The following is a 13,540-nucleotide window of genomic DNA, read 5'->3' on the forward strand; positions in this document are numbered from 1 at the left end:
CTCAGATCACCTGGCGCTGCGCCTCGGCCTGCTCGACGCGATTGCGGCCATGGGCCTTGGCCCGGTACAGCGCCTGGTCGGCGCTTGCCAGCAGCGCGTCCAGGCTGGGGGCCGGGCGGTCGGCGTCGCAGCCGGCCAGGCCGATACTGACGGTAATCTGCAGGCGCTGGTCGGCCTGCACCACATGCAGGTCCTGTACGGCGCGGCGCAGGCGTTCGGCGGTGAACTTGGCCCGTTCTGGCGCAAGGCCCGGGAGAATGACGACGAACTCCTCGCCTCCCAGGCGCGCGAGCAGCTCATCGTTGTGCAACTGGTCTTGCAAGGTGCTGGCGAACTGGCGCAGCACCTGGTCACCAACCGCGTGGCCGTGGACATCGTTGATCGACTTGAAATGGTCGATGTCCAGCATCATCAGGGTCACCGGCAGTGCCTGGGCATGCTGTTGGCGGCTGTCCAGCAACGCGTTGGCGCGGCGGGTAAAGGCACTGCGGGTGAGCACGCCGGTAAGGTGGTCGATGGTCGCCTGGTGCGCCAGGCGGGCCATCAGGCTGCGGTTGGCCTGGCTGACGCAGGCCACCACCAGCGGGCCAAGCACTAACATGGCGATGCCCAGGCGCGCCGACATCAGCGTGGTCACCCCTGGCTCGCTTTGCGGCACGCTAAAGTGCATGAGGTTTTGCGCCACCGCCACAATCAAGGTACTGCCGGCGGTGAGTGCCAGCAGCGAAACCATAAAGGGCGAATAGGTCCAGGCACACCACAGCAAAGCGGCAATCGGGAAGGCAATGGCCCCGGGGCCGCCAAAGGCAATGCTGAACGCCAGCGAGGCCAGCAGCACCAGCAGCGGTGCCAGGCGGATGGCCTGGGCACCACCGCGCACCAAGGCCCGTACCGAGGGCGCAGTCAGCAGCACCGGCAGCACCAGCACGCTTGTCGAGAACTGTTCGCTGAACCAGGCCAGCCAAGTGGCGCGCAACGATTGTTGGAACCAGGGCGCGGCCATCGCCGCCGCCATGCTGGCCGCCACCATGGCGCCAGCGGCGCAGGCGGCAAATACGCTGAGTACGCCGTGCGGGGTTCGCATGCGTCGGTGCAGGCGCGGCAAGCGCGACAGCAATTGCCAGAGGGTCACCACCACGCCCAGGTTGCACAGGTTGAACCACAGGGCCGGGGCCCAGGCGCTGCCGCACAGCAGGTCGGCACCGACCATGGCCAGCCAGACGAGGCCAAAGCCGGTAAGTGTGGCCTGGCGAGGGTAGCGCAGCAGTACACCGGCCAATACGGCATTCACCGGCCAGAACAGCGACAGCGATTCGATCGGGCGTGCCAGGATGCCCCCCAGGGTGAGGGCAAAGGTCAGGCAGAGCAGAACGACGTAAGGCAACAAGCGCGATTGGGCAGCAAAAACCATGGGCTCGACCGGCAAGCGGAAACGAAATCCAGGACAACGCCTTGAAGCACCTGGGGCAATGACCCGCAGTGTGTTTCGTCAGGGCAGTTGATGTCAATCTGCCGCGAACGGTCGAGATAATGCCAAATTGCCTTCATTCCTCAATTGTGTCGTCACAGCCCGAAGAACCACGGCACCATCAACACGGTCACCAGCATCACCAGCAGGGTGAACGGTACGCCGATTTTGACGAAGTCGGCGAAACGGTACTGCCCTGGGCCCAGCACCAGCGTATTGACCGGCGATGACACCGGCGTCATGAACGCCGCCGATGCGGCCAACGCCACGGTCATGGCGAACGGGTAGGGTGACATCCCCAGCTGTGCTGCGGTACTGACAGCCACCGGCGCCATCAGCACCGCAGTGGCCGTATTGGAAATGAACAGGCCAATCACCGCCGTGACGGCAAACAGGCAGGCGAGAATGGCACTGGGGCCGGCCCCTCCCAGCACGCTGACCAGCCCGCTCACCGCCAGGTCGATGCCGCCGGTTTTCTGCAGCGCCTGGGCGAAGGGTAGCATGCCGACAATCAGCACCAGGCTTTGCCAATGAATGGCCCGATAAGCGCTGCTCATGTCGATGCAGCGGCCGGCGCCCATCAGCAGGCAGCCGATCAGCGCGGCCATGACATTGGGCACGGCACCACTGACCATCAGCCCGACCATCACCGCCAGGCTCAGTAGCGCTTGCGGCGCGCGGGTGCGGGCGGGGGCCACCTGGTCGATTTCGGCAGGCAGGCTCAGCACCAGGAAGTCTCTGGGTTTGCTTTGCAACTGGCGTACGGCCTTCCACGGGCCGACCACCAGCAGCGTGTCGCCAAGGCGCAGCTTTTCTTCCACCAGTTGGTCTTCGATCGCTGCCTGCTCGCGGCGCAGGCCGACCACGTTGAGGTCGAAGCGGGTACGGAAGGCCAGTTCGAGAATGCTCTTGCCAATCAGCTGCGACCCCGGTGGTAGGGAGACCTCGGCCATGCCCAGTTCCTGGGACTGGTCGATGAAATAGGCGGCCTTGAAGTGAAGCGGCTCCAGTTGCATGGTCTGGCACAGGCTGCGCAGGTCATCGCGGTTGGCGAACAGGTCGAGCAGCAGCACGTCGCCCTGGTGCAGCACGGTGCTGGAGTCGGCAGCCATCACCCGCGTGGTGAACTTGTGCTGGCGTTCGATGCCGATCACGTTGGCGCCGTGCCGGGTACGCAGTTCCAGTTCGCCGAGGGTGTGGCCGATCAGCGGCGAGTGAGGGCGGATGCGCAGGCGCCGTTCGCGGCCGTTGAGCTTGTAGTCCAGCACCAGGTCCAGCAGTGTCCGGCGGGTTTCCACGCGGCCGTCCTTGCGCACTTCGCCGTTGAGCCAGTGTCGGGTCAGCAGCATGTAGCCGATGCCCAGCACCAGCACCACCAGGCCAAACGGGGTAAAGCTGAAGAAGCTGAAACCGGCTTCGCCATTGCGCACCAGCTCGCTGTGCACCACCACGTTGGGCGGTGTGGCCACCAGACTGAGCATGCCGCTGATCAGGCCGGCGAACGCCAGCGGCATCATCAGGCGGCTGGGCGAGAGTTTCAGGCGTGCGGCAATACTGAGCACCACCGGGATGAAGATGGCCACCACGCCGGTGGAGCTCATGATCGAGCCCAGCCCGGCCACCGCCACCATCAGCAGCACCAGCAGGCGCGCCTCGCTGTTGCCGGCCCGCTCGCTCATCCATTCGCCGATGCGGTAGGCAATGCCGGTACGCACCAGGCCTTCGCCAATCACGAACAGGGCGGCGATCAGCACCACGTTGGGGTCGCTGAAGCCGGCCAGGGCCTGCTCGACGGTGAGGATGCCGAGTAGCGGCAGGGCGAGAATTACCAGCAGTGCGACCACGTCCATGCGCGGGCGGTTGATGACGAACAGGAGGATGACGATGGCCAGCAGGCCGAGGACCCAGAGCAGCTCTTGGTTCATGGGGAGGGGGTGTTCCTTCACACAGGGGCACGATAGACAGTAGCAGCCAGTGTGCCAGCTTGTGATGAAGGGGGTGTTGATGTACTGCAGGGTTTGCCAAACAACAGGGGCCGCATTGTGGCCCCTTGGGTCACCGGATCAGTGACGGTGACGGCGGTGCTTTTTGCTGCCGTTATTGTCGCCCAGGTGGTTGCCGATGGCACCACCGGCCGCGCCGCCCAGGCCGGCACCGACGGTAGAGCCGGTCTTGCCGCCCACCGCGCCGCCCAGCAGCGAGCCGCCGGCCGAGCCCAGGCCGCCGCCGATGGCGGCTTCGGTACGGTTGCCTTTGCGTGCACCTACCGCACTGCCGGCTGCGCCGCCGAGGCCGGCGCCGATGGCCGCCCCGGTCTTGCCACCGATCGATTGACCGACAACGTTACCCAGGGCACCACCCAGGCCACCGCCAATGGCGGCAGTACCGTCACCGGCGAAAGCGCCCTGGCACAGCAGCAGGCCGAGGGCAAGGGAAGGCAGAGTCAGACGCATGATACGAACCTCAAAGGAATCATCAGGTTAAGGTGCCGCGCAACGGGCGGCGGGTCAGGGGTGCAAAGACGCTTCAGCGGTAGTAGCGGTCACCGCGATACTGGCGATTGTCATCGTCATCATCGTCGCGCTCATGGCGATGGTGGTGGCGATGGTCGCGGTCACGGTTACGCCAGCCATCGTCGTCGTCATGGTAGCGATGGCTGTGGCAGCCTGCGGTCAGCAGGACAACAGCAACCAGCGAAAGGCTTGCAAGGCGGGTCATCACGATATAGGTCCTTGATCCGCAATGGTTTACAGGGCACTTGCTGAGACTGGGAATGATCCATTTGGTTTCCCTGGCAGGCAAAAATTTGTCGCGCCAGTGATGAGCGGCGTGCTTGTGGGCTGCTGTTCTGTCCCATTCGGTCATGGTCGAGCCGGCGATGCCCCTCTAGACTGTGGGTTAAGCCGCTGGCAAGACGGCAATTTGCCACACAGTGAATCATGATGATCGCCCATACCCCCACGTTGTTCGCCGCCGTTGCCTTGGTTGCAACCATTCTGGCCTTCTGCCTGTTGCTGGTCGGGCGCAGTAACCGCCGTGACAACCTGTTACTCACGGGGTGCGGGTTGCTGGTGCATGCCCTGGCCTATGTCTGCTACACCGTCTATGCCCATGCCCCGCTGTGGCTCAGCTATGGCCTGGGCAACAGCCTGTTGTCGCTGGCCCTGGCGTTCTATACGGCCAGCCTGTTCCGGGTGCGTCAGCAGATAGTGCCTTGGCGCATTATCTTCATTATCCCGGCGTGCATGCTGGTGGGGTTGATGCTGCTGCTCGATACGGTAGAGCCACGTATGCTGCTGGCAACGCTGGTGCTGATGCTGCAGTGCTCGATGATTCTGTACTGGGCGCGACGCTATGCCGAGCGGCCGGGCAAGGCCCACTTGCTGCTGCAGATCGGTGCGTTGATCAGCCTGGTCGGCCTGGGCATGCGTGTGGTGGCGGTGGCCAATGGCACGGCGGTGGAGTTGCGCTATGACACCAGCAACCTCAAGCAGAGCATTTCCGTGGCGATTGGCACCGTCACGGTGATGATGTATTCGATCGGGCTGGTGTTGATGGCCAAGGAGCGCAGCGAATCCCGCTTGCAGCACCTGGCCCTGCACGATGTGCTGACCGGCACGCTGAACCGCAGGGCGATCCTTGAGCGCTTTGCCGTGGAACTGGACCAGGCTCGCCAGCAACAGGGCAGCCTGGCTGTGGCGATGATCGACATCGACCATTTCAAGCGCATCAACGACCTGTATGGGCACCTGGCAGGTGATGAGGTGCTGTGCCACTGCGTGCGCCAGTTGCAACAGCGGCTGCGCCAAGGTGACTGCCTGGGCCGTTATGGTGGCGAGGAGTTCCTGTTGCTGCTACCGGGCGCTGACCGCAGCGGGGCGATGGCCGCGCTGCAAGGGCTGCGTGAGGCCATTGCGCGCAACCCGGCGAGTTTTGCCGGTGACCAGATCGAACTGCGCTTCAGCGTGGGCTTGTGGTGCGGCGTGCCTGGGCTCAAAGACAGCACCGCCAGCCTGTTGGCCCAGGCTGACGCAGCGCTTTACCAGGCCAAGGCCGCCGGGCGCAATACAGTGCATATGGCGGCAATGGCCGAAGCGGGTTGACTCACGACGCCGGCTGGATTGCCAGTACTACGCCGTTGGTGATCTGTACCAGTACAAAGTGCTCGCCCATGCGTACCCAGTGGCTTTCTTTTTCGGGCTTGGGCAGGCCCTTGGCTTGCCAGTCCTGAATGGCTTGATCGTCCCGTTTGTACTGGTCCGGCGCCTTGTCACCCACCTTGAGTTCGCGATTGTGTGTTTCCAGGGCGGTGACGCTTTCTTCGCTGGAAGGAGTGGCGTTTGCCGCCAGGGGTAGGCAGGGTAGGGCCGCGAGCAGCAGATAGTGCAGTTTCATGGGGTATTCCTCTTGGCTACGTGTCTTATCTGCGACAGCGGCAGGTGTGTGGCAATTCACTCGCGATGCATGCCAGTGCTAGAGTCGCCTTCTTTTTTACCCTGAGGATGGAACATGCGTGCGATTCTGCCGATGGCCGCAGCACTGATGCTGGTCGGTTGTGCTTCTGCGACCATGGAGACAGCCCGCGGCGGCAAGCCGACGGCGCAGCTCGATTCGCATAAGGCGCCAGAGCTGGTGGCCCAGTGCATCCAGTTCAGCTGGCAGGAAGAGAAGGTGTTCGGCGACGATGCCAGTGGCTACCTGGAGCCGAGCAAGCAGGGCGGGTTTACCGTGTATACCCGCGAAGCCGAAGCGTTCGTGGATGTTTACCCACAGGCGGGTGGGGCGCGGGTTGACTATTACGCGCAGAAGAATGACGGCGTGGCGCTGCAGCGCCGGGCGGCTGCGGCTACGTGCCTGTAACGCAGGCGCTCATCCTATAGGGGCGGGCTTTACACTTTTTAGCAAGGCAGTTGTGTCGCAAGACGCGTGGTAACGGCTAGCATCAGCCGTTACCACTCAAGGACGACACCATGGATCGCTCACTGCAACTCAACCGTGCCAGCTGGGACGAACGCGCTCCGCTACACGCTGCCTCCAAGGACTACGAAGTCGAGCTTCTGGTCCAGCGCCCCGGGCACCTTTCCGAAACCGTCCGCTTCGACCTGCCACTGCTTGGTGATATCAAAGGGCTGAACGCTGTGCACCTGCAGTGCCACATCGGTACCGATACGCTCTCGCTGGCGCGCCTTGGCGCCAAGGTCTGTGGCTTGGACTATTCCGCAGCTTCACTGGCCGAAGCGCGTGCTCTGGCCAAGCGGTGCGCGGTGCCCATCGAGTATGTCGAGTCTGACGTCTATGCCGCCGACAGCGTGCTGCCGGCAGGCACTTTCGACCTCGTTTATACCGGTATCGGCGCACTGTGCTGGTTGCCCCGCATCAAGCCGTGGGCGCGTACGGTGGCAGCACTGTTGAAGCCAGGCGGGCGGCTATTCCTGCGTGATGGGCACCCGATGCTGATGGCGGTCAACGAAGACCATCAGGACCGCCTGCAGCTCGAATACCCGTATTTCGAGCACGAAGCGCCGACGGTGTGGCACAACGACCAGACCTACGTCGAAACCGACCAGCGCCTTGCCCACACCGAAACCCACGAATGGAACCACGGCCTGGGCGAGGTGGTGACTGCCTTGCTGGCGCATGGGCTGCAACTGACGGCACTGGTCGAGCACCAGAGCATTCCCTGGGAGGCGCTGCCGGGGCAGATGGTCAAGGGCAGCGACGGTGAGTATCGCTTGCGCGAGCAGCCCGCACGTCTGCCCTTGAGCTACACCTTGGTGGCAATCAAGGCTTGATCAGGACAGGTAGCCGCCGTCTACATTGAGTGCCGTGCCGGTGGTGTAGCTGGACGCATCGCTGGCCAGGTACAACACTGCGCCGGCCATTTCTTTGGGGTCGGCCACGCGCTTGAGCGGGATCTGCTGCAGTGCGGCGTTCAGAATGGCGTCGTTCTTCACCAGAGCCGAGGCGAACTTGGTGTCGGTCAGGCCCGGCAACAGGGCGTTGCAGCGAATGCCAAACTGGGCGCACTCCTTGGCAAAGACCTTGGTCATGTTGATGACCGCTGCCTTGGTTACCGAATAGATCCCCTGGAAGTGGCCGGGCGATACACCGTTGATGGAGGCGACGTTGATGATGCTGCCGCCGCCGTGCTCACGCATCAGCTTGCCGGCTTCCACCGACATGAAGAAGTAGCCGCGGATGTTCACGTCCACGGTCTTCTGGAAGGCGTTCGGGTCGGTATCCAGCACGTTGCAGAACTGCGGGTTGGTGGCGGCGTTGTTGACCAGCACGTCCAGGCGCCCGAACTGTTCGCGAATGCCGGCAAACACCTGCTGGATCTGCTCCAGCTCACCGATGTGGCAGGCTACCGCCGTGGCCTTGCCGCCGGCGGCGATGATGGCATCGGCCACCTGCTGGCAACCGTCGAGCTTGCGGCTGGAAACGATCACATGAGCCCCTTGCTGCGCCAGCAAGTGGGCGATCGCCTCGCCAATGCCACGGCTGGCGCCGGAAACGAAGGCAATCTTGCCGTCGAGGTCGAACAGGTGGGTCTTGGACATGCTGTTTTCCTTGTTATCCGTCGTCGTGGTCATGGCTTACAGGCTGGACTTGGCAATGACCTGCAGGGTCATCTGCTCCAGCAAGCGGTTCATGTGGATGAACTGGGCGAAGCGCTTGTCCTGGGTCTGGCCGTGGAAATAGCGGTAATAGATTTGCTGGACGATGCCGGCCAGGCGGAACAGGCCATAGCAATAGTAGTAATCGAAGTTGTCGAGCGGGATGCCCGCACGCTCGGCGTAGTAATCGACGAACTGGCGACGGGTAAGCATGCCTGGTGCATTGCTCGGCTGGCGGCGCATCAGTTGCACGGGTGCCGGGTCTTCGGCCTCGATCCAGTAGGCCAGGCTGTTGCCCAGGTCCATCAGCGGGTCACCCAGGGTGGCCATTTCCCAGTCCAGTACCCCGATGATGCGCATGGGGTTGTCGGCGTCGAGGATCACGTTGTCGAAGCGGTAATCGTTGTGCACGATGCCGGGCTTTGGGTGGTCGGCGGGCATCTTGTCGTGCAACCAGGCAATCACCTGCTCCCAGCGCGGGGCATCCGGGGTCAGGGCTTTTTCGTAGCGGCTGGTCCAACCCTCGATCTGGCGTTGCACATAGCCTTCCGGCTTGCCCAGGTCGGCCAGGCCGCAGGCGTTGTAGTCCACCTGATGCAGCTCGACCAGGCGGTCGATGAAGCTTTTGCACAGGGCCTCGGTGCGGCTGGCGTCTAGGTTCAGTTCGGCAGGGATATCCGAGCGCAGGATGATGCCCTTGACCCGCTCCATCACGTAGAACTCGCCGCCGATCAGGCTGCTGTCGGTGCAGTGCACATAGGCCTTGGGGCAGTAGGGGAAGCCGCTGTTCAGCTGGTTGAGGATGCGGAACTCGCGGCCCATGTCGTGGGCCGACTTGGCTTTATGCCCGAACGGTGGGCGGCGCAGTACGAAGTCACTGTCCGGATAGCTGACCAGGTAGGTGAGGTTGGAGGCGCCACCCGGAAACTGGCTGATGCTGGGCAGGCCATCCAGGCCGCGGATATTGGCCTTGAGGTAAGGGTCGATGACGGCCGCGTCGAGTTCTTCGCCGGGGCGTACCTGGGTGGACTGGTCGGTGAGCGTCATGCGTTTTCCTTATTCTCGATCGCAAGGACTATTGGCTAATCTAATGGCCTGCCCGGGCTGGAACAAGCGTGCCAGGTGCCATATAGGTGCGGGTGTTGCCGGTGGATCACTGCACCGAATGCCAGGCAAAAAAAAACCGAAGCCGCGAGGGCTTCGGTTTTCGATCATCCGGTATCCCCAGCCCTCAGGACGGGAACAGCTCGCTGAGTTTCATCGACAGCATCATGTCGCCTTCAACGCGCAGCTTGCCGCCCATGAAGGCCTGCATGCCGTCGGTTTCGCCACTGACGATACCCTTCAGGGTTTCGCTGTCCATTATCAGGGTGCAGTTGGCATCCGGGTTTTCGCCTTCCTGCAGGTCGCAGGTGCCGTCTTTGACGATCAGCGCGTAGTGCTTGCCTTCGTCGGTGATGTTGAAGCCGAACACCAGGTCCAGGCCGGCGGCAGCGGATGGGTTGAACTTCTCTTGCATCTTTTTGACGGCATCAGCTACGGAGGTCATGGCGCATTCCTTATAGAGTGATTTACACGTCCCCGCAGGGACACAACAAAGCCGGGCTTATCGGTAGGTGACAAACTCCGGCGCCCTCAACAGCTGCACATGGGCTTGGCTGTTGAAGGAAGCCAGTGCCACGTCGCGGCCGCGGAACTTCAGCTGGCTGAGCGACGTGTTGATGATCTGCCAGTTCAGCGCGAACGCCTGGCTGGGGGTGATACGGGTAACCAAGTGGAGCAGGGCGGCAATGGTACCGCCCGAGGTGAAAATGGCGATATTGTCGCCGCTGCCGGCGGTATCCAGTACGCGTTGCAGCCCACCCTGTACGCGGGCAGTAAACGCTTGCCAGGTTTCCAGGCCGTCATCGGTATGCTCCCCGTCGTGCCAGCGCTGCACCATCAAGGCGAACAGGCGCTGGAACTCGCTGCGGTGCTGCGCAGCATTGCGCAGGATGTGCAGGGCGTTTGGCTCTTGCGGCAGCAGCCCGGGCAACAGGGCACGGATGACGCCGTCAGCATCGAACTCATTGAACGCCGCGTCGGTCTCAACCGCTGGCACCGCGCAGCCGCTGGCCTGCAAGGCCTCCAGGGCAAGGTGCGCGGTATCCTGCTGGCGGCGCAGGTCGCCTGCCACGCAACGGTCCAGCCGCACACCCAGCTGGGCAAGGTGCTCACCCAGGGCCTGGCTCTGGCGCACGCCCACGGGGGAGAGGACGTCATAGTCATCGGCACCGAAGGAGGCTTGGCCATGTCGGATCAGGTAGAGGTTGCCCACGAAAGGTTCCGGCCTGTTGGAGGTTGCTGCGAGGTTAGGATGCGGCACACGGGCTGTCAACGAAAAAACATACAAGCGTTTGAAAAGGTTGTTTGAAAGATGTTGCCAGCGTTTGCGCCGGCTGGCAGCACCTCAGGCTCAACGGTATGCTTGCAACAGTTACGCGCCGCCGTGGCGCAGGTATTTAAGGAGTCAACGTGGAGTTTCTTGCCAACTGTCCTTGATCTCGGGTAAAGCCAAGCAACACGGGGCTTCCACCCAAAATGACCATCCTCACCGTTGAATCCAGTGTCACAAATCGTCCCAACGTGTCACAAATCGCAGTGCCCTACGTCTACCGTAGAGCCTCGGGTCGGTATCATCTCCGAGTCCGCCTCAAGGGCTGCCACACCTCCTGTACGCTCTCGCTCAAGACCACGAATCGACCTGCTGCCATGACAACTGCCAAGCACCTGCTTCAGACCCTCAAAGCGTTCCACCTCGACAACCCAGAGGCATCCTGGGAGGAACTACGGGACAACCTCCGAGACATCGCTGAGGAAGCCTTGGGCAACCCACAAGGCGAAGCCTATGGGCTGGTCCTCTCTGAGGTCTCCGAGAACCTCGCTCAGATAGCCGAGACGATGCCCATGGGGTTAGCCCAAGCGCAGGCCGTTCTGACGGCTCAGAGGGTGCTGGAAGCTGCTCAAGGGCGGCACAGCGGAGACCTAAGAGGACTGGTAGAGCTGCTCAATGGGGACTTGAAGGGTTCGATAGATAAAGACAATCAAGATCGGACTTTTGATAGTAAAGACCTTGTGTCTGCCTCTATCTGTAAGTCGCTCTCTACGGGCATCTCTCAGGAGACCTCTACGGCCACCACCTTCCAGTCACTCTACGATGCCTTCAAGGCCGAACGGGGCGGGGACAAGTCAGAGAACACACTGAAGAACTGGAAGAGTTGCACCAGCACCATCGTCGGGCACCTCAAGGACGCCGATATGGCAAAGCACACGCGGGCAACCTTCGTGGGCCTTCGTGATGCTCTATTGGCTGGTGGGGAGCACAAGCCTTCCTCTATCAACAAGATCATGACCCATGCTTCCTCTGTCATTGGCTGGGCAGTGGCTACGGGTCTCATTGAGCGTGACTACACCAAGAAGCTGTCGATCACCAAGGGGTCCGAGAGTGCCCGCACAGCCTTCACCGGGGACCACCTAAAGACCCTTCGAGCATGGGCAATGGGTAACCTTGGGGAAGACTGGAAGGCATCTGCCATTGCCCTTGGGGTCGCCACTGGGGCACGCATTGGGGAGATTCACCAGCTCACTGGCAGCGATATCTATAAGGCCGATGGTCAATGGGTCATGGACATTAATGACAAGGAAGGGAAGACCCTGAAGAACTCCTTCAGTCGTCGCATAGTGCCCTTGCTGGGCGTCCCAGAGGATCACCTTGAGAAACTCTCGCAGACCCAAGGGCGGTTGTTCACTCAGTCCAAGAGTGGCTTCGACCAACTCACCAATCAGATGATCCGTGACCTGCTGGGCACCAAGACCGGGGAGGGGCTGTCGTTCCACTCGTTGAGGCACTCGATGGCGTCCGACCTGAAGGCCGCTGGCGTGTCTGTGGGCATCGCTCAGGCCATCTTGGGGCATAGCTCCGGGTCGCTTGCGTTCGATCTCTACGGCGGCAATGCGGCTGCTTCGAGGGGCCTCATGGTCGAGGCGCTGAGGTTGGTGCGCTGAGATTCCTGTGGGCACCGTTGAGTCTCTTTGAAAAGCGCAATTTCATGGGCATCGAGCTGGATGTCCTCGTTGGCCACCCTGAGCATGAACTGCTGTTCCTCGCCAACCAAGTGGCACATGCCTCGGGCCTCAAGGACTCCAGCCACAAGGCGCGGGACATCGCCAAGACCGAGACCGCATATCGAGTGTCAGAAGTCTTAGGGGCGGATTACGCCCTTATGAAACCTGAGAGCTGCCATGCCCCAACGTGGCACAAGGTCTGGGTATTCCCTGAGTCCACGGTCTACAAGATGCTCTTGAAGGGCCGAGCGCCTCAGTCCGAACCCTTCCGTAAGTGGGTCACCGAGGAAGTCCTCCCGACCATCCGCAAGACCGGCCAGTACAACGCTGCTGAGTCGAGCGTCTACGAGATGCTGACCCGTGTTTACTGGGCTTGGAGGGGTACAAACTGGTCATAGGATTTATAGACCCTCACTATGGCCAGGACACCACACCCACCCACCAGCACAGGAGACACAATCATGACCACACCAACCAAGATTCGACTACAAGGCACCAACGTAATGGCCAGCCTGCTCCCACCCATAGAAGTCCTTGAGGCTCGCTATAAGCTGTCCAACGACCACGAAGGCATCGTCACTCGGGAGTTTAAATTGATCCCCGGAAAGACCCGTAGAGGAACCCGTGAGGGCGACCCAGTGGGCACCTATACGAACGGCTCACTGCGCCAACAGGTAGAGGTCACATGGATGGACGGCGAGATCAAGCGCAAGGTCCGCGTCCAGAAGTCCCGCATCATCTACCGGATGGCCTATGGTCCGTTCGATGAGTCATTAGTCATTGACCATATCGACGGCAACCCTAATAACAATCATCCGAGTAACTTACGCCCTCTAACATATCACGAGAATTTTGGTAACAGGACTACGGCCCTCAATGTGAAACAGCCAAAGAGAGATTCCCACTTGCCAACCGGCATCACCAGAGATCGACACTACAAGGCAGGCGAACGCTATATTGCCAAGACCACAATTCAAGGAGTTACCCATCGGGGCTACTTTGAGAACCCCACGGCAGCCGGTCATTGGCTCGCTCAAATTAAAGCTCAGTACCTAAAGGCTCCCCGAGTTAACCCAGATGGTCGTATCGAAGGTGCTCCCCGGCACATGAAGGTCACTGTTTAAAACCCCTATGGTCAGTATCCTCACTATGGCCACAGGGTAATCTCTGAGGCATCCCTACCGGTTCCTCAAGGACCGATCAGAGACGACCAAGCGATAAGAGACCAGCCACCACTACGGTGATGCGAGCCAGCGCCAACAGTCCCCGATAAGCAGACCTCAGTGTCTGGCTCCAGTAGGAAGGAGCACAGCTTGATATTGTCGATCCATGAACCGATGCCCACGAAGGG

General features: G+C 61.5%; 15 protein-coding genes. 6 read left to right on the forward strand and 9 right to left on the reverse strand.

The features are described from left to right. Nucleotide 1: 1 nt before the first annotated feature. The 4 genes from ACF8MI_RS20700 to ACF8MI_RS20715 all read right to left on the reverse strand — a co-directional run bounded on the left by ACF8MI_RS20700 (nt 2) and on the right by ACF8MI_RS20715 (nt 4,186). Complete coding sequence (locus tag ACF8MI_RS20700; RefSeq protein WP_104834430.1) at nt 2–1,426, reverse strand: GGDEF domain-containing protein; 1,425 nt, start codon at nt 1,424–1,426, stop codon at nt 2–4. 137 nt (nt 1,427–1,563) lie between these two features. After that, nucleotides 1,564–3,393 carry an SLC13 family permease gene (locus ACF8MI_RS20705; protein WP_156867706.1) on the reverse strand — a complete coding sequence of 610 codons (1,830 nt, stop codon included), beginning with the start codon at nt 3,391–3,393 and terminating at the stop codon, nt 1,564–1,566. A gap of 138 nt (nt 3,394–3,531) precedes the next feature. After that, entirely contained in the window at nt 3,532–3,921 is a 390-nt protein-coding gene (locus ACF8MI_RS20710; RefSeq protein WP_025753699.1) for a glycine zipper domain-containing protein, read from the reverse strand. A 73-nt stretch (nt 3,922–3,994) separates the two neighbouring features. Continuing rightward, a complete protein-coding gene (locus tag ACF8MI_RS20715; protein ID WP_104834432.1) occupies nt 3,995–4,186 on the reverse strand; it encodes a hypothetical protein in 192 nt (63 codons plus the stop codon). Nucleotides 4,187–4,410: 224 nt separating this feature from the next. Between ACF8MI_RS20715 and ACF8MI_RS20720 the strand changes: the two genes are divergently transcribed. Beyond that, entirely contained in the window at nt 4,411–5,571 is a 1,161-nt protein-coding gene (locus ACF8MI_RS20720) for a GGDEF domain-containing protein (protein WP_104835441.1), read from the forward strand. Nucleotide 5,572: 1 nt separating this feature from the next. Here the strand turns inward: ACF8MI_RS20720 and ACF8MI_RS20725 are convergent, their stop codons facing one another. Then, nucleotides 5,573–5,863: an RcnB family protein gene (locus tag ACF8MI_RS20725; protein WP_104834433.1), complete on the reverse strand. Its 291-nt coding sequence runs from the start codon at nt 5,861–5,863 to the stop codon at nt 5,573–5,575. A gap of 114 nt (nt 5,864–5,977) precedes the next feature. On the opposite strand from ACF8MI_RS20725, the gene ACF8MI_RS20730 reads away from it, so the two are divergent. Together ACF8MI_RS20730 and ACF8MI_RS20735 are read left to right on the forward strand one after the other, a co-directional pair. After that, nucleotides 5,978–6,328, forward strand: a complete 351-nt coding sequence (locus ACF8MI_RS20730; RefSeq protein WP_060497634.1) for a hypothetical protein — start codon at nt 5,978–5,980, stop codon at nt 6,326–6,328. A 110-nt stretch (nt 6,329–6,438) separates the two neighbouring features. After that, nucleotides 6,439–7,260: a bifunctional 2-polyprenyl-6-hydroxyphenol methylase/3-demethylubiquinol 3-O-methyltransferase UbiG gene (locus ACF8MI_RS20735; RefSeq protein ID WP_060497633.1), complete on the forward strand. Its 822-nt coding sequence runs from the start codon at nt 6,439–6,441 to the stop codon at nt 7,258–7,260. Here ACF8MI_RS20735 and ACF8MI_RS20740 read toward each other — a convergent pair whose 3' ends face one another. The 4 genes from ACF8MI_RS20740 to ACF8MI_RS20755 all read right to left on the reverse strand — a co-directional run bounded on the left by ACF8MI_RS20740 (nt 7,261) and on the right by ACF8MI_RS20755 (nt 10,402). Beyond that, nucleotides 7,261–8,028, reverse strand: coding sequence for an SDR family oxidoreductase (locus tag ACF8MI_RS20740; RefSeq protein ID WP_016711440.1), 768 nt, complete (start codon nt 8,026–8,028; stop codon nt 7,261–7,263). It lies immediately after the preceding gene. A gap of 36 nt (nt 8,029–8,064) precedes the next feature. After that, nucleotides 8,065–9,132, reverse strand: coding sequence for a phosphotransferase family protein (locus ACF8MI_RS20745; RefSeq protein ID WP_060497632.1), 1,068 nt, complete (start codon nt 9,130–9,132; stop codon nt 8,065–8,067). A gap of 184 nt (nt 9,133–9,316) precedes the next feature. Continuing rightward, nucleotides 9,317–9,634, reverse strand: a complete 318-nt coding sequence (locus tag ACF8MI_RS20750; protein ID WP_060497631.1) for an SCP2 sterol-binding domain-containing protein — start codon at nt 9,632–9,634, stop codon at nt 9,317–9,319. 57 nt (nt 9,635–9,691) lie between these two features. After that, nucleotides 9,692–10,402: a histidine phosphatase family protein gene (locus tag ACF8MI_RS20755; RefSeq protein WP_060497630.1), complete on the reverse strand. Its 711-nt coding sequence runs from the start codon at nt 10,400–10,402 to the stop codon at nt 9,692–9,694. Nucleotides 10,403–10,836: 434 nt separating this feature from the next. Between ACF8MI_RS20755 and ACF8MI_RS20760 the strand changes: the two genes are divergently transcribed. From ACF8MI_RS20760 to ACF8MI_RS20770, 3 genes are all read left to right on the forward strand, one after another. Then, entirely contained in the window at nt 10,837–12,129 is a 1,293-nt protein-coding gene (locus tag ACF8MI_RS20760) for a tyrosine-type recombinase/integrase (protein WP_200928564.1), read from the forward strand. A gap of 44 nt (nt 12,130–12,173) precedes the next feature. Next, entirely contained in the window at nt 12,174–12,587 is a 414-nt protein-coding gene (locus tag ACF8MI_RS20765; protein WP_200928563.1) for a BRO family protein, read from the forward strand. A gap of 63 nt (nt 12,588–12,650) precedes the next feature. Beyond that, nucleotides 12,651–13,313, forward strand: coding sequence for an HNH endonuclease signature motif containing protein (locus ACF8MI_RS20770; protein ID WP_392517769.1), 663 nt, complete (start codon nt 12,651–12,653; stop codon nt 13,311–13,313). Nucleotides 13,314–13,540 lie beyond the last annotated feature (227 nt).

The organism is Pseudomonas sp. yb_9 (assembly GCF_043103635.1).
GTDB lineage: Bacteria > Pseudomonadota > Gammaproteobacteria > Pseudomonadales > Pseudomonadaceae > Aquipseudomonas > Aquipseudomonas monteilii.